The 21,618-nt window shown below is 53.2% G+C and carries 18 protein-coding genes; 4 read left to right on the top strand and 14 right to left on the bottom strand.

Annotated features, from left to right (window positions below; translation table 11 throughout):
* Positions 1–26 precede the first annotated feature (26 nt).
* Together PSJE_RS00665 and PSJE_RS00660 are read right to left on the bottom strand one after the other, a co-directional pair.
* On the bottom strand, positions 27–1,076 hold the full coding sequence (locus PSJE_RS00665) for an NAD(P)-dependent alcohol dehydrogenase (RefSeq protein WP_090455780.1): 1,050 nt from the start codon (positions 1,074–1,076) through the stop codon (positions 27–29).
* 284 nt (positions 1,077–1,360) lie between these two features.
* Positions 1,361–2,278, bottom strand: coding sequence for an AraC family transcriptional regulator (locus PSJE_RS00660; RefSeq protein WP_090457903.1), 918 nt, complete (start codon positions 2,276–2,278; stop codon positions 1,361–1,363).
* Between the two features lie 268 nt (positions 2,279–2,546).
* On the opposite strand from PSJE_RS00660, the gene PSJE_RS00655 reads away from it, so the two are divergent.
* Complete coding sequence (locus PSJE_RS00655; protein WP_090455781.1) at positions 2,547–3,746, top strand: MFS transporter; 1,200 nt, start codon at positions 2,547–2,549, stop codon at positions 3,744–3,746.
* 60 nt (positions 3,747–3,806) lie between these two features.
* On the opposite strand, the gene PSJE_RS00650 is transcribed toward PSJE_RS00655, so the two are convergent.
* Entirely contained in the window at positions 3,807–4,550 is a 744-nt protein-coding gene (locus PSJE_RS00650) for an SDR family NAD(P)-dependent oxidoreductase (RefSeq protein ID WP_090455783.1), read from the bottom strand.
* Between the two features lie 12 nt (positions 4,551–4,562).
* Positions 4,563–4,970 (bottom strand): DoxX family protein, encoded by a 408-nt coding sequence (locus PSJE_RS00645; protein ID WP_090455785.1) that lies wholly within the window; start codon positions 4,968–4,970, stop codon positions 4,563–4,565.
* Between the two features lie 96 nt (positions 4,971–5,066).
* On the opposite strand from PSJE_RS00645, the gene PSJE_RS00640 reads away from it, so the two are divergent.
* Positions 5,067–5,447 carry a winged helix-turn-helix transcriptional regulator gene (locus PSJE_RS00640; protein WP_090455787.1) on the top strand — a complete coding sequence of 127 codons (381 nt, stop codon included), beginning with the start codon at positions 5,067–5,069 and terminating at the stop codon, positions 5,445–5,447.
* A gap of 99 nt (positions 5,448–5,546) precedes the next feature.
* Here the strand turns inward: PSJE_RS00640 and PSJE_RS00635 are convergent, their stop codons facing one another.
* From PSJE_RS00635 to PSJE_RS00625, 3 genes are all read right to left on the bottom strand, one after another.
* On the bottom strand, positions 5,547–6,098 hold the full coding sequence (locus PSJE_RS00635) for a cupin (RefSeq protein WP_090455789.1): 552 nt from the start codon (positions 6,096–6,098) through the stop codon (positions 5,547–5,549).
* Between the two features lie 382 nt (positions 6,099–6,480).
* Complete coding sequence (locus tag PSJE_RS00630) at positions 6,481–7,350, bottom strand: isocitrate lyase/PEP mutase family protein (protein ID WP_090455791.1); 870 nt, start codon at positions 7,348–7,350, stop codon at positions 6,481–6,483.
* A 166-nt stretch (positions 7,351–7,516) separates the two neighbouring features.
* A complete protein-coding gene (locus tag PSJE_RS00625) occupies positions 7,517–8,446 on the bottom strand; it encodes a LysR substrate-binding domain-containing protein (RefSeq protein WP_090455793.1) in 930 nt (309 codons plus the stop codon).
* A gap of 229 nt (positions 8,447–8,675) precedes the next feature.
* Between PSJE_RS00625 and PSJE_RS00620 the strand changes: the two genes are divergently transcribed.
* Together PSJE_RS00620 and cuyB are read left to right on the top strand one after the other, a co-directional pair.
* On the top strand, positions 8,676–9,962 hold the full coding sequence (locus PSJE_RS00620; protein WP_090455795.1) for a dicarboxylate/amino acid:cation symporter: 1,287 nt from the start codon (positions 8,676–8,678) through the stop codon (positions 9,960–9,962).
* 10 nt (positions 9,963–9,972) lie between these two features.
* Entirely contained in the window at positions 9,973–11,493 is a 1,521-nt protein-coding gene (gene cuyB / locus PSJE_RS00615) for a cysteate racemase (RefSeq protein WP_090455797.1), read from the top strand.
* 139 nt (positions 11,494–11,632) lie between these two features.
* Here cuyB and PSJE_RS00610 read toward each other — a convergent pair whose 3' ends face one another.
* The 7 genes from PSJE_RS00610 to acnA all read right to left on the bottom strand — a co-directional run bounded on the left by PSJE_RS00610 (position 11,633) and on the right by acnA (position 21,560).
* A complete protein-coding gene (locus PSJE_RS00610; RefSeq protein ID WP_090455799.1) occupies positions 11,633–13,759 on the bottom strand; it encodes a TonB-dependent siderophore receptor in 2,127 nt (708 codons plus the stop codon).
* A 344-nt stretch (positions 13,760–14,103) separates the two neighbouring features.
* Complete coding sequence (locus PSJE_RS00605; protein ID WP_090455801.1) at positions 14,104–15,612, bottom strand: tripartite tricarboxylate transporter permease; 1,509 nt, start codon at positions 15,610–15,612, stop codon at positions 14,104–14,106.
* 23 nt (positions 15,613–15,635) lie between these two features.
* On the bottom strand, positions 15,636–16,130 hold the full coding sequence (locus PSJE_RS00600) for a tripartite tricarboxylate transporter TctB family protein (RefSeq protein WP_090455803.1): 495 nt from the start codon (positions 16,128–16,130) through the stop codon (positions 15,636–15,638).
* 1 nt (position 16,131) lies between these two features.
* Positions 16,132–17,103: a tripartite tricarboxylate transporter substrate binding protein gene (locus PSJE_RS00595; RefSeq protein WP_090455805.1), complete on the bottom strand. Its 972-nt coding sequence runs from the start codon at positions 17,101–17,103 to the stop codon at positions 16,132–16,134.
* Between the two features lie 130 nt (positions 17,104–17,233).
* A complete protein-coding gene (locus PSJE_RS00590; protein ID WP_090455807.1) occupies positions 17,234–17,962 on the bottom strand; it encodes an ABC transporter substrate-binding protein in 729 nt (242 codons plus the stop codon).
* A 2-nt stretch (positions 17,963–17,964) separates the two neighbouring features.
* Positions 17,965–18,672, bottom strand: coding sequence for a TerC family protein (locus PSJE_RS00585; protein WP_090455809.1), 708 nt, complete (start codon positions 18,670–18,672; stop codon positions 17,965–17,967).
* 80 nt (positions 18,673–18,752) lie between these two features.
* Positions 18,753–21,560 (bottom strand): aconitate hydratase AcnA, encoded by a 2,808-nt coding sequence (acnA, locus tag PSJE_RS00580; RefSeq protein ID WP_090455811.1) that lies wholly within the window; start codon positions 21,558–21,560, stop codon positions 18,753–18,755.
* Positions 21,561–21,618: the final 58 nt, after the last annotated feature.

Here is a 21,618-nt window from a genome sequence, read left to right as displayed (position 1 = left end):
GGCGCTTACGCATAGAGTTGATTAGCTCAAGACTGAGTGAGAGACGCCATATCGATCACAAAACGGTAATGCACATCGGAACGTTCCAACCGCTCGAAGGCCTCGTTGATTTGATCGATACGGATCATTTCAATGTCCGGCAAAACGTTCATCCGAGCGCAAAACTCCAGCATTTCCTGCGTCTGAGCAATACCAGCGATGGCCGAACCTGCGACACGACGCCGGCCCAATAGCAACGGTAGGCTATTCAACTCATCAAGCGGGCCGATCTGACCTACGACACACAAGGTACCGTCTATATCGAGCAAAGGAAGGTAAGGTGTGAGGTCGTGTTTGGCAGGAACGGTATCAATAATGAGGTCGAATGACGAAGCCGCTTTCGTCATCGCAGCTTCGTCATTCGATACCACAAAGCTCTCGGCGCCGAGCGTCTTGGCATCCGCTTCTTTTTTAGCCGAGCGACTCAGAACCGTTACGTGAGCGCCCAGTGCAACCGCAAGCTTGATAGCCATATGCCCTAGACCACCCATGCCAATGACGCCAACACGGCTGCCAGGCCCGACATTCCAAGTACGCAGCGGCGAATAGGTCGTTGCACCAGCACAAAGCAGTGGGCCTACTTTCGCCAAATCAAGTCCCTGTGGAATGTGAAGTACGAATTCTTCACGGGTTACGATGTGCTTTGCATATCCCCCCATGGTTGGCTCGCCAGAGATACGGTCAACACCCGCAAAGGTCTGAGTATTCCCGTCACGGCAAAGTTGTTCTTCGCCTTTATGGCACTGATCGCAGTGCTGGCAGCTGTCGACCATAGTCCCGACTGCGACATGGTCTCCAACCTTGTGGCGCGTGACATCAGGCCCCACTTCAATTACCCGTCCCACAATCTCATGGCCAACCACAATCGGGTAATTCGTCCAAGACCAGTCGTTACGTGCTGTATGTAGGTCGGAGTGACAAACGCCGCAATACATTATCTCGATTGCCACGTCATTCGAACGAAGTGCACGTCGCTCGAAGGAGAAAGGGGCGAGTGGTTTATCCGCCGCAGTGGCAGCATATGCGTAAGTTTTCATTAGAACTCCTAGATAGGCCTCATCGACGAGCACAAGACCAAGCCAATGCCAATGCTGGCACCAACTACTAACGCGACCTTGGCGCTGAAATCGTAATCGGGATTCATGGATCGATCCTCCCGTTGCGGATAGTCAGGATCATTTTCCATGGATCACAGCTGAAGCATTAGGGTATTCCTCTGGATTTCTTGCCTATTCCAATGAGATGACAATCGCATCGTATTTACGGGAAAACCGGATATGTCTCTCTCCATCCAAAGAACACTCCCGCTCGCTGTAGGCCACTAACCCTGCCCTCTCAAGACTGCGATATCTCGCTTTGGTGGCACCCCGAAAAGACGACGGTATTCACGACTGAATTGGGATGGGCTTTCATATCCAACCTTGAATGCTGCGCTTGATACGTCTTGATGCTCGTTGAGCATCAATCGTTTAGCCTCATTCAGCCGAAGCCACTTTTGATACTGCAAGGGGCTCATCGTAGTGAGTTGGCGGAAATGGTGGTGAAAGGTCGGAGTGCTCATCTGAACCTTGGCAGCAAGTTCGTCGACGCGGAGCGCCGATGCGTAGTTCAGCTTAAGCCAATCGATTGCTTTGGCGATCCGATAGCCCTGGCCATCGACAGAAGTTATTTGCCGAAGCCTCCCTGCCTGATCACTCTGTAGTAGACGGTAGTGGATCTCGCGCTGGATCAACGGGGCAAGGACAGGAATGGACTCTGGCTCATCGAACAACGCTAACAAGCGCTCAAACGAGGCCAGTATCGGTTGTGTCACGGAACCAATGCCCACGCTTTTCACTACCGCTCGATCACGGGTCGGCGGCAGGTCACTTTGCGCAATCAGCTCAGATAGGATGCGCAAGTCGAGTTTCAACGTCAGTCCCAAGCATGGCTGATCCGGGCTCGCGACCAGCACTTCTGAATTTGCAGGCAAATCCAGTGAAGTAATCAAAAATTTCGAGGAGTTATACGGGTAGCCCTCTCCCCCCACCCAAAGCTGCTTCTCGCCACACGCAACGAGAATGATGCTCGGCTCGACCATACAGATAATGGGCGCCGCTGGATGTTCGCGCCTGAAAAAACCAAGACCTGTAATGGCCGTTCTGTAATCACCTGGTATGGATATTTGCGAGCCGATGACCCGCGCAAGCTTTTCTTGCGTGGATAGCAGTTGGGCCACTGTGTTGAGTTTGTTCGTCATGTTCATCTCATACCTCTTCGTTGAACTCTAACCCGCCCGCCCTCAACCGTCCTGCCCAAAAGCGGAGACTCATAGAATCAGGCAAGTAATCCAGCGGATTGCACTACAGAGGTGCTGGATAGAGCGGGAGAATGTCCATCCTGCAAACCCATCGAGGACGCTCCCATGCTTTCAGAGCCTACGGTGCTCACGCGGGTACCCGGCATCTCCTCTCTCGTAGCCCCGTTTCTCGGAGCTACGACGCTTCGCGTAATACAGGATTCAAGTAATGAATGATCACTCCCCATCTGTGCCCCGTGAATCGTGGGGCGCCGTATTCGCCATGTCGCTCGCCGCCTTCGTGCTAGTGGCCTCGGAATTCATGCCCGTCAGCCTGCTCACACCTATTGCGTTAGATCTACATATCACCGAGGGACAAGCTGGCCAGGGAATTTCCGTGTCGGGGCTGTTTGCCCTATTCACCAGTCTTCTGATCGCATCGGTGGCTGCGCGGGTCGACCGTAAACCGCTGCTCCTTTCACTGACACTGCTGATGATCATTTCAGGGACAGTCGTCGCGTTCGCGCCGAACTACTGGGTATTCATGGTAGGTCGAGCACTGATCGGAGTAGCCATCGGTGGATTCTGGTCACTTTCAGCGGCAACCGCCATGCGCCTGGTGCCCGATGACCAGGTCACTCGAGCAATGGCAATCGTCAACGGCGGCAACGCTTTGGCGACAGTCGTGGCGGCGCCATTGGGCAGCTTTCTCGGCGCCTTGATTGGCTGGCGCGGAGCATTTTTGTGCGTCATCCCAGTCGCCATAGTCGCTTGTGTATGGCTATTGTTAAGCCTTCCTCCGATGAAATCGCAAAGCGGTTCGGGCACGGGTAACGTCTTCAAATTGATGAAGAGCACGCCTGTCGCGTTAGGTATGGTGGCGGTCAGCGTGTTTTTCATGGGACAGTTCATGCTGTTTACCTATCTGCGCCCGTTTCTTGAGACTGTCACACACGTCAGTGTTTCCATGCTGTCGTTGATGCTGCTTGTCTTGGGTCTGGCGGGCCTGGCCGGAACCTTCCTGATTGAAGCGTTTCTGAAAAATGGCCTACATCGCACCCTCATCGTCATCCCAATCTTTATGGCGATCATTGCGCTGGCGCTCGTTTCATTTGGAAGCTCAGCGACTACCACGACTATCTTGCTTGGCCTGTGGGGACTGGTTGCGACTGCGGCACCCGTGGGATGGTGGACTTGGTTGGCAAAAACGTTGCCAGAGGAGGCCGAGGCAGGAGGCGGCTTAATGGTTGCAATCATCCAGCTAGCTATCGCATCTGGGGCAACAGTTGGCGGGCTAGTCTTTGACTCAAGCGGATACCGGGCCACCTTTAAGTTAAGTGCAGCATTACTGGGAGTGGCAGCGATTTTGGCCTTCCTAGCGGCACGCGTATCAATGCGGGAGACTTCTGCATTGGCAAAAATGGTCTAGTAATGTCCACAAGGCACGGGGGCATGCCTTGTGGTTTTGCTCGGTGATTTGAAGTAACTGTTATCGAGCACTATCGATGATTTGACCTCCGTCCGGGGTAAGGCTGTAACCGGTCAGGAATTGTGCATCCCTGCTGGCGAGGAACAGTACGACCGGCGCAATATCCTCCTCAGGTGATCCATAACGGTTAAGTGCGTTGGTTGGCGCGGGCGTACTGGCATCAACCCCCCAAGTGTCAGCGACCGGCATGACGTTGTTGACAGTAATGTTGTCAGCGCCCCACTCCCTTGCTGCCGAGCGAGTAAGAGCACGGACTGCCTCCTTCGCCATGTTGTACGGTGCATAACCTTGCAAGCCAATCACACCTGCCAGCGATGCAAAGTTGATGACACGCCCTTCCCCACTGGCTTTGAGATGTGGGTAGCAGGCTTGCATCGTCCGCAGATAGGCAATCGGCCCTATCTCCAAATTGCGTTGCAGCTGCTCGGTCGACAAGTCGAGAACGGAGGATGAGACCACTGAAGGGTCAAAGGCATTATTCACAAGAATATCGATGCGCCCATATTCAACCACGACCTTTTCCACGGCGACACTGATCTGACTCGGGTCGGATACATCGCAGACTACTCCGAGGGCGGTACCGCCCGCAGCCTGGATCTCAGCGACAACACCAGCCACATTCTCAGCCGTCCTTGAAACAACGGCGACCTTCGCGCCTTCTTTTGCAAAGAGCTTTGCGGTAGCGCGACCAATACCACGACCGGCTCCGATGACAATGGCTACTTTTCCGTTTAGTCGGGACATTACGATCTCCAGTTATCTAGAGGTTAATGAATGAGCCGCAGCTACTTGCACGTAAGGTGACGGCACGTCACGAGCGGCATTTTGGGTGACAAAAGAAGTGATCAGCAGCGCGAGACAGATAGCCGCCGGTAAGGCTCCGCTAGGCTTGCGGACATTTAAATGCGCGAACGCTGAGAGCAGTAAGTGATAAAGCATGCCGGCGTAGGCGAGATCACTAAGCGAGACATTAATGCGTAGAAGGATGGCAACCACGGCCAGGATCTTCACCGCAATGAGCAGCGGCATCAGGGTGGCGGGATATCCAAGGTCGGCGAGTGCTTGACGAACCCATTCCCTTTTGAACAGGTACATCGTCGCCGAAGCCAAATACAACAACGACAGAAGTGTTGTGCTGATCCAGTAAATGTAGATTTCAATCATGAGACTTTTCCTAAGCAGGCATTGATGCGTCGACTTAGGTCTACGATGTCGCCTAATATGAAAAGCTACAAGTAGGATGAAAAAGTGGTGCTTAGTATGGAAAACCAGACTATTGATGACGATCAGATCAACATGCATGAGGAAATGCGCCGTGCATTCGCGCTCCTCTCAGGCAAGTGGAAGCTGGAAATCATGTGGTTGTTGAACCAGCGAATCTATCGCTTCGGAGAACTGCGTAAAGCGATCAGCGGTATCACTCAGCACATGCTGACAGCACAGCTTCGTGAACTTGAAAACGATGGCCTGGTATCGCGAACAGTCTTCGCAGAAGTCCCCCCACGCGTCGAATATGAGATGACGGCAAAAGCCCGTGCGCTAGGGCCAACGATGGAGGCACTCGCGCTATGGTGGAGTGAGTATGGTAAAAGCGTACCGATGAAACCAAGCTCGCGGGGTCGTAAACCTAAAAGCGGTTAAGCATTGAGTGTTGTCGCCCGATTCACCTTCGAAACGTTCCCAGGCAGGTATCCACTTATCGCAGTAGATAGCTGCGTTACCACCCTGCTCGACCTAGCCTCAATTCGAAAGGTACTGCTGTATGTAGCGGTCAACCCAATATTTACGTACGGCGCCATGCACGCGTTGCACCGGGTCTTGATTTGGAAACGGCAGCTCGTAGATCCTCTCCAGTTGCGACTTGTTTGGTGCTTCGCGGCATATGTCTGCGTGCTGTCCTGGCGGGTAAGCGCCGACCACCAGAAAGTCGTCGCTGGAGTCCAAATTGCAGTGACCTGTGCCGGCGGGTAGTAGCAACGCATCACCTGCCCTGACTTCAACCACAAAGCCATCAGGGCCGCCTAGCATCAAGCGGGCGTGGCCACTGGCGATGCCAAGCACCTCGTGCCCTTCAGTATGATAATGGTGATCGCCGTATACCCCGTCACGCCATTGCGGTGGCCAGCCATTAGCGCTGAATGTCTCCTCGAACTGTGAAGCCAAGTCGATGCGCCGACTTGCAATCGCGTTGAGGTATATGACTACAGGTAGGCGTGGGTTATTGGGAACCCAACCATTGTGTTCAAGCATCAGGATTTGCATAGAAACTGCCCCAGATTGTGACCCGAACATTGGAAGATCTCCGGAGCGTACCAACGCTCGCTGACAGCTAAAGCCAATCGGTTGCACCCATCAGTGAATCCACAATCGATGGCTACTCTTTAAGACAGACAGCTACTGGCTAGTAGCGCTCATTCGTTTTCCGGCTCGAAAAATACTTCGCCCCCCATGCTCAGAGCCAATGAGCAAGGCGAAAAAACGTAGGGCTTCGAGCGCTTTATTGAGAAGAAAAAAAGCTTCCAGATCGCTCCGGAAGCAAACTGCTGAATACGCAACCGAGGGTGACCAAACCGCATGAGTGCGAGTGCTCTTCTCGGCACGCAAATCATGCTTGCGGATTCAAGCAGGAGGAAACCTGTAGGCAGATCAACGGGAGCTGATCAGGAGATTTTCATCACTCCTGAACATCCATGAAGTCCCTGGCCCAATTCAAATATGTTTCCGGCAACGTGTAGGTATAGGCCAGCTCGGTAGCGCTTAAGTTTGATGTGCTGCGAGTGAGCTGGCGTTGTTCACGAAGGCAGTCATAGGTCGCTTTAATGGAGGCAAAATAGGCACCATGACCTGCAACAATGATTCGAACTCCTAGCTTGGCTAGCCGTTCGTTGTCGTTGAGTCTTGGGTTTCCGTAAGTGACCAACATCAGTGGAATCGTGATGTGTTCCGCGATCTGTTCGAGGTGCGCAAAATCCTGGATGCCAACAATACAAATGCCATCCGCGCCGGCCCGTTGATAAGCCCGCGTTCGATGTATGACCTCATGCACCGGGCGGGCTGATGCGTTGGTTCGAGCAATAATCGAAAGCTCTGGATCCACGCGCGCGTCCAGTGCAGCACGCACTTTACCTACACCCTCTTCAGTGCTGATGAGGTCTGTTGATTTACACCCGAATTGAGCCGGAAGGAGGGTATCTTCAATCGTGAGCGCCGCTATTCCTGCGCGCTCCAACTCCTGGACAGTTCGCATGACGTTGAGTGCATTTCCGTAACCGTGATCGGCATCGGCGATGACAGGCAACTGCGCCACACGGCCTATTCTGGCCGCTTGTTCGACAAATTCAGACAGGGTAATGAGTGCGAAGTCTGGTGCAGCCAGAACCTGTAGAGATGCAACTGATCCCCCCAGAATACCCACTTCAAATCCGAGGTCGGCGGCAATACGTGCTGACATCGGATCAAACACTGAAGCGGTCTGAAAACAGCTACTGGATGCCAGCAGCTCGCGAAACGAATGGCGTAATGCTTGGTGGGAAACTCTGGGCATGATCGCTCCTCACTGTGGCCGTTTTCGTGTGAACGATCAGTGCCAACTCAAAAGTGCGGCGAGACTATCATGCAAAAAATAGGGGGTGATGACGATTCAGAATGACCCGATGCACAGATATCATTACCCATACTTGAGGGATGCTTTTCGAGCTTTTGAGCTTCGATCAACTGGCTGTTTTGCCATGTAGATCGCGGGAAGCTCCTTCGAGGGTTTTCCATAAGTTGCGCATCGTAGGGTTCTCATTGGTGATGGAGCAGTAGGAGCGTATCTCCAGTCGCGTGCTCCATTCATCACCACCCGCTTTTACCAACTGTCCTCGCTGAAGCTCGTCTATGACAGCGCTTTGTGGCAACCACGCCACCCCGTAACCCTCCACTGCCATTCGCATCAGTAGCATCGTCATATCCGCCTCGTAGCACCGCTCCAACATGCATGCAGTCGGGCCATTCTTTATGACGATGTCGGCAACACGACCTAGAAAAGTCGTGGCTGTATAAGCGAGGTGAGGAACTGTTTTGCTGGACGTGCCCGGTAAGGGATACAGCGGACTCCCATCGCTGTTAGGTGCGCAAACAGGAATAAACGCGTCATGACCCAAGGTCAAACTCCCGAATTTTTCCGAATCAAGAAGAATGGGCGCCAAGGGGTGATGATAAACAATCATCAGATCACAACTCCCCTCTTCCAGAGATATGACCGCGTCGTGGATGTTGGCGGCAACAACCCGCGCATTGAATTGCTCATTGTGCTGCTGAAATTGCTTCAGCCATTTCGGCAGGAATGTCATCGACAGGCTGTGGCCGGCAGTTACCTGGATGGATCGCCCTGGCATCCGCTCTACCTCGCGAAGGCTTGAGCGCAGCCTCATCAGTCCCGCCAATGCCTCGCGGCTTTCTTCACAAAATGTGCGCCCGGCAGGGGTCAGTTGGACAGGATAGGTGCCACGATCCACCAACTCCGCACCTACCCATTCTTCAAGTGACTTTATACGCCTCGACAAAGCCGACTGAGTCACACATCGAACTTCCGCAGCCCGAGAAAAATTCTTCCACTCCGCTACCGCCAGAAGATCATCCAGCCATTTGATTTGCATACCGACACCTCATGCCCCGAATGAGCAGTTTACTGCGCCCCAGTCAGGAAAAAGCAGCAGTTTCGAAAACTATTCCAAATGCGCATGAGGCTATCGGGATTACTCATCACGCCCTTCCAAGCCCGACCCTAGAATCGAAAACGTTGGTGCGAGGCCACAGAGCTTCGACCGAATGACACTTGTCTCCTGCCAAGTAAAAAAAGCAAAAAAACCACTTGAGGAAAGCTCCGTGAAGAAAAATAAACTTCCGCGTCGGATCGCAATTGGCATCGCCTTAGGCGTGCTTGTCGGTTGGGCGTGCCACCATTTCGCAGGGAGCGAACAAAGCGCCAAAGAGATCGCGTCTTACTTCTCGATGGTCACCGACATATTTTTACGCATGATCAAGATGATCATCGCGCCTCTGGTGTTCGCCACCTTGGTTGGCGGCATTGCCAGCATGGGAAACTCCCGCTCTGTTGGGCGTATCGGCCTGCGAGCTATGGTCTGGTTCGTCACCGCTTCGGTGATATCGCTGGCAATCGGTATGGGACTGGTGAACCTGTTCCAACCCGGTGCAGGTCTGAACATGGAGGTCGTCCAACATGCGGCGAGCCCCGTGGTGAACACCGGCGATTTCAGCCTCAAGGTTTTCATCAGTCACGTGTTTCCCCGCAGCATTGCTGAAGCAATGGCCAATAACGAAATCCTGCAAATCGTGGTGTTCTCGTTGTTCTTCGGGTTTGCCTTGGCGGGTGTGAAGCGAGCGGGTTACACAACGATGGTCGATGGCATCGAAGAGCTGGCCAAGGTGATGTTCAAGGTCACGGACTTCGTCATGGCCTTCGCGCCAATCGGCGTTTTCGCAGCCATCGCATCGGCGATCACCACTCAAGGTCTTGGCTTGATAGTCGATTACGGAAAGCTGATTGCCGAGTTCTACTTGGGCATTGTGATTCTGTGGTGCGTGTTGTTCGCTGCCGGCTACCTGTTCCTGGGGCGCTCAGTGTTTACCTTGGGCAAGCTCATCCGCGAACCTGTTCTGTTGGCATTCTCGACTGCCAGTAGCGAGTCCGCGTATCCAAAAACCATGGAGGCACTGGAGAAGTTTGGTGCGCCGAAACGCGTATCCAGCTTCGTTCTACCATTGGGATACTCATTCAACCTTGATGGTTCAATGATGTATCAGGCATTCGCCATCATGTTCATTGCTCAGGCCTACAACGTCGACTTGAGCTTCACACAGCAACTGCTCATCTTGCTGACGCTGATGATCACCAGCAAGGGAATGGCGGGTGTAGCCCGAGCATCGGTGGTTGTGGTGGCGGCTACGTTACCCATGTTCAATCTTCCCGAAGCCGGTATTTTGCTGATCCTTGGCATTGACCAATTCCTTGATATGGCCAGGACTGCCACCAACGTGGTTGGCAATAGCATCGCGACCGCTGTGGTTGCCAAATCAGAACCACATGAAGAAGCTGAAGACGCGCCCGGCACTGAGTCTCCGCTCCCAATTCATACTGCAGCCACCGCCTGAGAACCTAAACATGAAAGGTAAATCGAAGCCGTCCAGCGGGTCATCGTTTGCTCGCAAACTAGGTATCGTCGGCGGGCTTGGCTCACTGGCCGGCGGCGATCTTTTCTACAAGTTGGTGAAGTCCAGAGCTGTTCTGGAGGATCAAGGTCGCTATCACTTCCTCTTTGAGCAACACCCCTTCAAAGACGTCCTGATGCCCCTAGACCGGGGCGCCAGTATGACCTCCAGAAAGTTCTATGTTTTCCAGGTTTGTCAGACATTCGAGGCCAGCGAAGTCAATGCAGTTTTACTGCCTTGTTTTGCCAGTCACACCTTTCGTGAGGAGATCCAGGAGGAAATTGGCATACCCGTTCTGGATATGATGGCGGCGTTACGCAAGCACGTGGATCATTTCGCTGAACCTGGTACAACACTGGGCATAATCGCGTCTGACTATGTTCGGCACTCCGGGTTGTTTGAGCGCTATTTCGGCAATGACTTCAAGCTCGTTTATCCAAACAATAAGGAGCAGTCTGGGTTGATGGACGCGATGTATGGCGTTAATGGCATCAAGGATGGGTACCTTGACGGTGTACCGCTGGAGTGTGTCTATCAGGCCTGCCTGTCGCTTCAGGATCAGGGGGCCACAATCATCCTGCCTGGCATGACTGAGCTGTCGTTGGTCTGCGGTGATCTGCAACGGCGTGGCTTGACTGTCCTGGATATCAACGAGATTTATGCCACTTTCGCAACCTTGGAGAAAGGTCAGTCGACCCGTCCGCCATTCAAGCTTGGGATCGTGGGTGGAGTTGGGCCAGCGGCAACGGTCGACTTCATGGGTAAGGTTGTGGCGCACACACCGGCAGGTCGCGATCAAGAGCACATCAAAATGGTGGTAGAACAAAACCCTCAGATCCCTGATCGCACAGCCAACCTGCTGTATGACGAAACCGACCCGACGATGGCGATGTACGCAACGTGCAAGCGACTGGAAAGCGCTGGCGCCAATGCCATAGCAATTCCGTGCAATACAGCTCATGCATTTGTTGAGCGCATCCAAGCGCACCTACGTGTGCCTATTGTGAACATGCTGACAGAGACGGTGGAGGCTATTGTGCAGAGGTATGGCGCTGGCAAAACCGTCGGGCTGCTAGCGACCGCAGGCACAATTAAAAGTCAGGTGTATCACGAGGCTGCTCGACGGGTTGGATTACAAATAGTTGCCCCTGGTGTCGATTACCAAGCGTTGGTGATGGAGTCGATTTACGGAGACCACGGAATCAAGGCGGGTTTCACAGACGGCATCTGCAAAGACCAGTTACTGACCGCTGCAGAGCATCTGTGTGAACTGGGTGCCGATGTGCTCATCCTGGGGTGCACAGAACTACCCCTGGTGCTTGAACACAGTGAATCCTACATGATCAAAAATCATGAGGTCGCATTGGTCGACCCGACAACCATTTTGGCATTGAAGTGCATTGAGCTAGCCCAGGAAAATACAGCAAAGCCAAGTCAGCCAGATGGCTTATCGACTGAGAAAAACCCGCTCTAGAGTCAAACTCCGCTTTAGTAAAAAGGCCCTTATCGGGCCTTTTTTGTACTCAAACCAATCTCACTTGGTCAGCCAGGACTCGACAGTTGCGGAGCCGCGTTGAGTTTTCACAACATGAAATACTCCCCACACAAGCGAATTACAACGTATATGAAATACCGACCTGCACGGTTCTCGGCGCCCCTGGATAGGCGTAAACGTTGCCAAATGCCCCTTCCTCATAGTCTTCGTCAGTCAGATTTTTCACATCTAGATTAAGCCTGATTTTGTCGTTGACCTTGTAGTAGCTCAGTAGATCGACAACGGTGTAGCTGCCCATCGAAAACGCCGTGTTGGCCGTCTGACCCGCACGCTCATCGACGTACTTGAGGCCCGTCCCTAGACCCAATCCCTTGAGTGCGTCATCCTGAAACTCGTAAACGTTGAGCAGACTGAAGCTGTTTTGCGGGATGTTCATTAGACGAGTGCCGGACTGGATGACGTTGTCCTTGGTCACTTGGGCATCGACATAAGCGTAGCCGCCAATCACTCGCCATTGCGGGGTCAGGTTGCCGGCGATGTTCAGGTCGAAACCTCGGCTGCGCACCTCGCCTGCTGCCACGCTGAAGGTCGAGTCCACAGGATCGGTGGTGAGCACATTGCGCTTTTCAATCTGGTAGATCGCCGCCTCGACACTCAACTGATTGTCCAGTGCATCCCACTTGACGCCGAGCTCATACGACTTGCCCTTTTCCGGGTCAAACCCTCCGCCCTGGCGACTGGCACCGGTATTGGGTTTGAACGAGCGAGCCGTATTGGCGTAGAGCGCCACGGTGTCGGTCAGGTCATAGGTCAACCCTACACGCGGTGTCACGGCATTGTCGCTGGCCTCCCAGCTTCTACTGCCTGGCACAAAGGTTTCGTAGTCATGCTCGAAGCGCTCGAAACGCGCGCCGGCCAAGAGTTTCAAACGCTCGGTCAAGACCACCTGATCTTGGACGAAAGCGGCGTAGGTCTTGAGGTTTTCCTTGTCGTTGGTCGGGGTACGGGTCAAGGCTGGACGCGGCTGGCCATACACCGGGTCGAAGATATCGATCGGGTAGGAAGTCACTGCGCCGCTGGAGCGCTGGATGATCGACTTGTAATCGTAATCCTCGTACTCGACGCCGGTCAGCAGGGTGTGATCAAAACCGCCTGCAGTGAAATGTCCGGTCAGGTTGAGCTGGGTGTCCTTATCCGTCCACTCCAGCTTGCGGTAGTTGAAGTTACGACCCAGGGTGCGTCCGTCGGCTGCGACACCGTTGGCCTCAACGGCATTGCCTTGAAGGGTGCCATCGAGCCATTGGAAACCACCGCCCAACGTCCAGTTATCGCTCAGCACATGCTCGAACCGCAGCTGCGCCATGTTGTTGTCGTTGTGCAATTTGCCAACGTCTTTTTCGCCGAAGAAGGTATCGCGGGACGCGGTGCCAATCTGATTCGGATAGCGCGTCACGCCGCGATCGAGCGGGTGATTGTTGCGCATGAAGTCGCCTTCGAAAATCACCTTGGTGTCTTCGTTAGCCTGCCAGGCTAGTACCGGCGTTACGCCGTAGCGTTCGGTTTCGACATGATCGCGGAAAGTATCACCGCCCTCACCCACGACGTTCAGGCGATAGGCCAGGCGCCCTTCTTCATCAAGCGGGCCGGAAGCATCCAGGGTGCCTCGTTGCATACCCTGGTCGTCGAGTTGGCTGCCCAGCGTGACCGTAGGCACGGCCAGAGGTTGCTTGGAGATGACATTAAAGGTGCCTCCCGGATCGCCTCGGCCATACAGCATGGTCGCTGGCCCACGCAGCACTTCGAGCCGCTCGATGGTGTTCGCATCCGGCATGTTCGGATAGCCACGGTTGATCGGGTAGCCGTTGCGATAAAACTCGCCTGTGGTAAACCCTCGCACCGTGAACGTGGTCAGGCCTTGGCCGCCAAAGTTGTTGGCTCGCCCCACCCCCCCGGCATAATCGAGCGCATCCTGCAATCGAGTGGCACTGATGTCCTCGACGACATCCTTGCTCACCACGCTGATTGACTGCGGCGTTTCATGGATCGACGTATCGGTGCGGGTCGCACTGGCTGAACGGGTTGCGCGATAGCCGTCCACTGGCCCTAGGGCAGTTTCAAAGTCGGATGTGCCGACGATGTCGGTCGCTTGCAACTCCAAAATGGATTTATCGGTTGCCGCTTGCTCCGCCCAGGAGGAAACGGAAATCGCCTGAAGCACACAGATCGAAACCAGAGTACGACGCATCGAGAAAACCTTGAGAAAATAGCCAAATGGAATGGCATACGTGCCAACAAATCGCGGCGCATGGTATACCACATCGCCAGCATTTGATATGTATTCGCATTTGTATTTGCTGAACGTTACCTTCGGTTATGTAAATCGCTGTTCGAGTAATCCTGAAATGCATCGGTTGAAGAAACAGTGGCGCTCAAAAAAGGGCCCACGAAGGGCCCTTTTTGTACTCAAACCAAGATCACTTGGTCAGCCAAGACTTTATTAACAGCCCTCATGGCATGAGGGAGTTCCCAGACAATAGTCGGCTGCGTTCTGTAAAAGCAGGCCGCCTTTCGGCAGCCTCAAACTTGTGCTTAATCGTCTTCCTGTAGCCTGATTCCTCGAGAATGAAGCACGTAAGGAACGAGCAGTACAAATAGCGTAAGCACGAGAACAGCTGCAGAAATCGGCTGTGTGATAAATATCGTCCAATCCCCCTGACTGATAGACAGTGCATTCCGAAGTTGTTTTTCCGCCATTGGGCCCAGAAGCATTCCTACGATGACAGGCGCTATAGGAAAGTCGAACCGTCGCATCAACACCCCAATCCAGCCGATCAATAACATCAGCATCAGATCGAATGAAGAGTGGCGCATGCCATACACACCGATGGTGGCAAAGACAAGGATTCCAGCATTCAGGTATGGACGAGGGATCTGTAGCAATTTCACCCACAGGCCGACCAGAGGAAGGTTCAAAACGAGCAGTATCAGGTTACCAATATACAGAGAGGCGATGAGCGTCCAGACCAGGTCTCCCGAGGTCTGAAATAGCATTGGGCCCGGCTGTAAGTTGTAATTCTGAAAAGCTGCCAACAAAATCGCCGCCGTAGCCGAGGTAGGAATGCCTAGCGTCAGCAATGGAACCAGGGAACCAGTAGCGCTCGCATTGTTTGCGGCTTCAGGGCCTGCGACCCCTTCGATTGCCCCCTTGCCTTTACTGGCTGCAAATTCTTCGGGGTACTTGCTCAGTTTCCTTTCTGCAGAGTATGAGAGAAAAGTTGGAATCTCAGCACCGCCGGCAGGGATGGAACCAAAAGGAAAGCCGATCATGGTTCCTCGAATCCAGGCAGGAATAGATCGCTTCCAGTCAGAACGAGTCATCCATAACGACGTCATACGATGCCGGCCAGCGTCCTCCTCTTTTTGATAAAGAAGACTGTATAACGCCTCTCCCACAGCAAACAAACCAACAGCCACCAGCACCACTTCAATGCCATCGACCATCTCTGGGACACCCATGGTGTATCGCGCAATCCCCGAAGTGGAATCCAACCCGATTAACCCGATGGTCAGTCCAATACCTAGTGATGCGAATCCTCGCAACATTGAGGCACCTAGCACCGCTGATACAGTGGTGAAGGACAACACCAGAATCGCAAAATACTCGGCGGGGCCAAATTTCAGCGCCAGTGTCGCAACTATTGGCGCAAAAAGGGTCAGCAGTAACGTTGCGATTGTGCCAGCGACAAAAGACCCTATCGCCGCCGTCGCCAACGCAGGGCCCGCGCGTCCATTGCGGGCCATGAGATTGCCTTCCAACGCCGTAACCATGGAGGATGACTCGCCCGGCGTATTGAGCAGAATCGAAGTAGTAGATCCTCCGAATTGAGCGCCGTAGTAGATACCCCCAAACATGATTAAGGCACCCGTAGGGTCGACCTTCGCTGTGATTGGTAGCAGTAATGCCACCGTCAATGCAGGGCCGATACCTGGCAGCACTCCGATGGCAGTACCGAGTAGGCAGCCAATAAAGCCCCACACCAAGTTGATTGGATCAAACGCGGATGCAAAGCCTGATGCCAAGCTTAAGAGAATTTCCACCTCATAATCTCCTTCTGCCTAAGTCAAATCCAGGCGTTGATTAGGGGCGGAAGGGAAACCCCTAGCCCAGCATTGAAAAGCCAATAAATCGGCAGCGTTAGAGCGATTCCGATAGCGAGATCTCGAACCGGACGTCCGCTACCAAATCCCCGAGCAGAACAAACGAAAAGAAGAGCAGCAGTCAATACAAATCCGATGATGTTGATGAGCAAGGCGATCGATACCAATCCTCCGGTCACCCAAGCCGTACCAGCTTTGCCGCCTGACAGCGCTTGTCTTGTTTTATCGCTACCGCCGGGCAGCTCTTGAAAGCCACCAAAAGCCGCCTGGCGACAAAGCAGTAATCCAACGATTCCAAGAAACAACGAAACGGCATAGGGGTAGACATAAGCGCCCAGGATGACAAAGCCTCGCTCTGGAGGAAATCGAAAGGCACCCACGGCCAATATCAAACAGATTGCAATTAGACCTGCTCCGATTGCCAGCTGAGCCGGCGATACTTGTCTTGACCAGGCCATATCAAAGCAGCCCAACAGTAACCAACATGGCACGAAGACGAGTATGTTCATCATCGACAAACTTGCCGAACTCATCGCCAGTCAGGACGCTAGGTGTCCATGCATTCGCTTTGACATTGTCTTGCCAGACGCTGCTATCAACCGAGGTTAAAACTGCGTCGGTGACTTCTTTACGCTGCTCTGGACTCAGGTTCGCCGCGCCATATACCCCACGCCAGTTACCGATGATCACGTCGTAGCCTTTTTCTTTTAACGTTGGAGCATCGATACCGGCCACGCGCTCTGGAGCACCAACGGCGAGCAGACGGAACTGCTTGGACTGAACGTATTTGGCGAGTTCCGCGTAGCCGCCAGTGATCACCGTGATGTGACCACCTAACGTCGCGGCAACGACTTCGCCGCCACCTGCGTAGGCAACGTAATTCACTTTGTTGATCGGAATGTCCATTTTGCCTGCCAACTCAGCGATGCCTATGTGGTCAATCGACCCCTTGGAGCCACCACCCCATTTGATGTTGGATGGATTTGCTTTGAAGTCCTTCAACAAGTCTTCGAGGGTTTTGTAAGGCGACTCCGCACGAACTGCGAAGACGTTGTACTCCGTGAACAAACGGGCGATGGGTGTCACATCTTTCATGGTGATCTGAGGCTTATTCTGCTCTTCCGCAGTGACCATGATCGCACCGACCACGAGCAGTGCATTTGGATCACCTTTGGTGCTGTTGGCAAATTGCGCAAGCCCCAAAGTGCCCCCGGCCCCACCCTTATTTTCGAATGTAATGGACTTTGCCGCGCTGGATTCTATTAAGGCTTTACCCAAGATCCGACCTGTCTGGTCGTACCCGCCCCCAACTGAACCTGGGGCCATGAATTTCACGGTATCCAAGGCCATAGCGGAGGTTGTGAGCGTTGCAGCAGCAATGGCTGCAAGAAGCGTCATAGAGCGACTGTAACGACGGATTGGATTGAACATGCTGTTTCTCCCGATACTATTGTTTTTGTTGGTGCCGGTTGAATTTCGTCCAGGGAGTGACCCCTGCTTTAATAACAGAACGCATTTTTACAATCATTTACTTGAGGATATTTTACTTGGCCAAAAGCTATCAATGAGGTGGTACGTGCACTTCTCCTTGGCCGCTTTTCGATAACGACTCGGCAACAAATCCACTCCCTATGTGGCGCTGAATAAAATCCTGCACATATGCCGCTGCATGCGTTCTTTCAATAGGGATTGCCATGGCTTGCCGGATTTGCGTGAAGCTATCGGGCAGTACTCGCACTTCGTCATTCTGAAGGGCGAATTGCTCAAGTGGTTGCCTCACACCGGCAGCTGCATCAAGACGTTCGGCAAGAAAAATATCAACGGCGCCAGCAGAGGTAGGAGCGCGAACGAGTGTGGCATTGCTCAAGGTGCGGGACAGATAAAGGTCGTAAGCAGCACCTTTTCCAACGCCAATAGTGACGCCGGATTTATCTAGATCAGCTACTCCCTGAAACCCACTGTCGGTTTTGACTAAATAGGTTCCTTCGATGATGACGTAGGGTTTTGAAAAGGCAATTTTTTCGGCCCTGAAAGGTTCGATGGCAAGGAAAGCAAGATCCCATTCACCCACCTCAAGTGCTTCAAACACCTTACCCGCTGCATCATATGCATAAAGCTTTGCGGGCACGTCCAACTCAGATGCGAACGCTCTGGCTAAATCGACGGAGACGCCTTTCAACTCACCTTCGCCATCTCTCTGTGCCAGCACTGGATTGCCCAGGTTTATTGCTACGCGAAGATGGCCCAAGGGCGACAGGGTGTTTTTAACATCCGACATATCGAAAGACATATTCATTCGTTCCTCTCGCAATTTGGTATTTGCTGGGGCGTAGCTTCTCGAACACGCGCGATGATTTTCCCAACAACCAAAATCATCAGCACGCCAGCCAAGCCGGCAACATAGCGCGACCATTCTGGAAGTGCGGGTAGGCTGATATCAGTGACAGCCATGCTGCCCGCAATCCATCCGAGCAAAGCTGCACCTAGCGTTATCACTACAGGGAACCGATCCATGAAATGCAACACAAGTTTGCTGCCCCAAATAATGATTGGGATGCTTATTACGATGCCGAAAATAACCAACTCAAGGCTGCCACCAGAGGCACCTGCCACGGCAACGACGTTGTCCAAACTCATCACCGCATCGGCGACAATGATTGTTTTGATCGCGCCGAAAAGCTGAGGGCTTGCGGTCAAATTGTCGTGGGCATCCTCTTGTTCTGGAATGAGCAATTTGACGCCGACCCACAACAATAGAGCTGCGCCAACAAGTTTAAGGTAGGGCAATTCAAGAAGCTGCAAGGCGAAAAATATCATCGCAATCCGCAGCAAAATTGCACCCATTGCGCCGCCCAAAATGGCGCGATTGCGCTGTGCCTCCGGCAATTTCCGACATGCCAACGCGATGACTACTGCGTTGTCACCGCCCAGCAGAATATCTATCGCGATGATTTGTAGAATCGCTAGCCAGATACCAGGTGTATTCAAAAGCTCAATCAAGAGATGCTCCTTGATTCAACGGTTGAGTGTTCTAGGATCGCCAAAGTGAACTTGGCCCAATGCTTTTTAACGCCTAGTGGTTACTGGTGAAGATGCATACCACCTGCTTCATTTACAGGAGCGTTGATCGCGCGACTCTCGCGCTCTTGATCGTTAGAGGAAGGCTCCAGCAGGCTCGACAATACGTAAGGGAGAATGCCGCCATTAGCGAAGTAGGTAGCTTCGATAGCCGTATCGATGCGCGCTAACAGAGTGACATCCTGCTGACTGCCATCCTTTCGATGGATTCGCAGGGTCACGTCCTGGGTTGGCTGGACGCCAGACTCCACGCCCAATATGTCGAAAGACTCTGTGCCATTTAGCCTAAGCGAAGCCGCATCCTCTCCATTTTTGAATTGCAAAGGCAAAACACCCAAGCCTGCCAAATTACTGCGGTGTATACGCTCGAAGCTTTTCGCAATCACAGCTCGTACACCTAGAAGTCGCGTGCCTTTCGCAGCCCAATCACGACTCGAACCCGTACCGTATTCTTCACCGGCGAAAATGAGGACAGGTGTTTCGTTTGCCAAATACGTCCGGGAGGCATCAAACAAAGACGCTCTTTCCCCCGTCGGTTGCAACACGGTATAGGGGCCTTCATCAGCGGATCCGTCAGCACGTGTCGGTAGCATCAGATTCTTCAATCGGACGTTGGCAAATGTTCCGCGCACCATCACTTCGAAATGCCCACGACGAGCACCATAAGTGTTGAAGTCCTTCGGATCTACGCCATGCTCGGTAAGCCATTGACCAGCACTGGAATCAGCAGCAATAGAACCTGCTGGGCTGATGTGATCAGTGGTGATGGAGTCACCCAAAATTGCTAACGCGCGGGCGGCAATGATCGGGCGAGCGGCTTGCTCAGTGTCGAAAAAATCAGGTTCCGCTGCGTAGGTGGACTCTGGCCAATCGTACACCTCACCTTCCGTGGTCTTGATGGCATTCCATAAATCGTGGTCACGCGTCAGGTCTGCATAGAGACTCTTGTAGAGCTCTGCATTGGCCGCTTTGACGCTCAACGCTTTGATTTCGTCGTTGGTAGGCCAGATATCGGCAAGCAGGATCGGCTGTCCATTAGAGTCGTGGCCTAGAGGCTCAGTGGTCAAATCACAACGTGTGGTTCCTGCCAAGGCAAACGCGACAACAAGCGGCGGACTGGCGAGAAAGTTAGCGCGCAAATTCCCATGAATTCGAGCTTCGAAATTACGGTTACCTGATAACACAGCGCTGCATACCAGATCCTGGCCAATGACGACTTTTTCCAGCGCAGAATCAAGTGGGCCAATGTTACCTACACACGCACCACAGCCATATGCCGCAATATCGAATCCCAGCTGACTCAGTGGCTCTATCAACCCTGCATCTTGAAGGTATGCCGTCACCACTCGGGAACCTGGCGTAAAGAGCGTCTTGACCCACGGTTTGGCAACGAGACCCTTTTGAACCGCCTTTTGAGCCAACAGACCAGCTGCGATCAGCAGCTCAGGGTTCGAGGTATTTGTGCAAGACGTAATCGCCGCAACCAAGACGTGACCATGACCCACTTCGTAGGTTTGAGCAGGGCCAGGGGCACCAGCTGGCAACGCATGAACGGTATGGTGTTCCTCAAGTTGCGTTGACGTTTTTGCGTAGCCGCCACTTTTGGCATCCTGCAGCATCACCTCATCGAATCGGCGGCCAAGTGCCACAAGGTCGACCCGATCCTGCGGACGTTTAGGGCCTGAAACACTCGGAACGATGCGATCAAGATCAACTGTAATGACGGAGGAGTAGTCAATACTGCCCGGTGCAGGGGAGCCGAACAGATCTTGTACCTCAAAGTATTTTCGGATCAGCTCAACCTGCTGAGCACTACGTCCCGTTTGCGCGTAGTAATCGAGCGTTTTTTCGTCAACCGGAAAGAAACCGCTGGTGGCACCATATTCTGGCGCCATGTTTGCTATTGTCGCGCGGTCAGTTGCGCTGAGGGAGCTAGCACCCTCACCAAAAAATTCGACTAATTTACCGACCACTTTCGCCGCACGCAGCGTTTGAGTGATCTGCAGAACTGCGTCGGTTGCGGTAACGCCTGCACGCAACGCGCCTTTGAGTTCGACACCGATCACGTCGGGCATCAGCATGTATACCGGCTGACCGAGCATGCCCGCTTCAGCCTCGATGCCACCAACACCCCAACCGAGCACGCCGATACCATTAATCATGGTGGTGTGGCTGTCTGTTCCTACAAGGGTGTCCGGATAGACCACGCCATTATTTTCAATTACGCCCTGAGCCAAATATTCAAGGTTGATTTGATGGCAAATACCTATGCCCGGCGGAATAACTTTGAAAGTCTCAAATGCCTGCATGCCCCACTTCATCAGCTCATAGCGCTCTCTGTTGCGCTTGAATTCAACCTCCATGTTCTGACGTAGCGCATTGGGAACATTGGAAAACTCGGTTTGCACCGAGTGATCCACCACCAAATGAACTGGCACCAATGGCTCAATAGCCTTGGGATTCGCGCCACGTTTTTTCGCCTGACTGCGCATAGCAGCCAGGTCGGTCAGTAAAGGAATACCGGTGAAGTCTTGAAGTAATACACGGCCCACCACAAACGGAATCTCACGCTCACGGGCTTCCTGCGGCTGCCATGAGGCCAGGTCGTCAACATGAGAAGCCAAAACCTTGGTGTCGTCACAATTGCGCAGCACAGACTCCAACAGTATCCGTATCACTACAGGTAAGCGACCCAACTGCGGATACCCTTCTGCCTTTAAAGCAGGCAGAGAATGGTAACGGTGCACTCGCCCATCGGACGTCTTAAAGGTTTGCAGACGCTTAATCGCAGGAAAGGTTGAGTCGGTCATCAGGCTTCTCTCAGGCTCTAATTGTTTATTTTTATTAAGAAACACAATTAGAGTAGAA

The sequence above is a fragment of the Pseudomonas jessenii genome (assembly GCF_002236115.1).
Taxonomy (GTDB): Bacteria; Pseudomonadota; Gammaproteobacteria; order Pseudomonadales; family Pseudomonadaceae; genus Aquipseudomonas; species Aquipseudomonas jessenii.
This window is presented reverse-complemented; position numbering and strand designations above follow the sequence as displayed.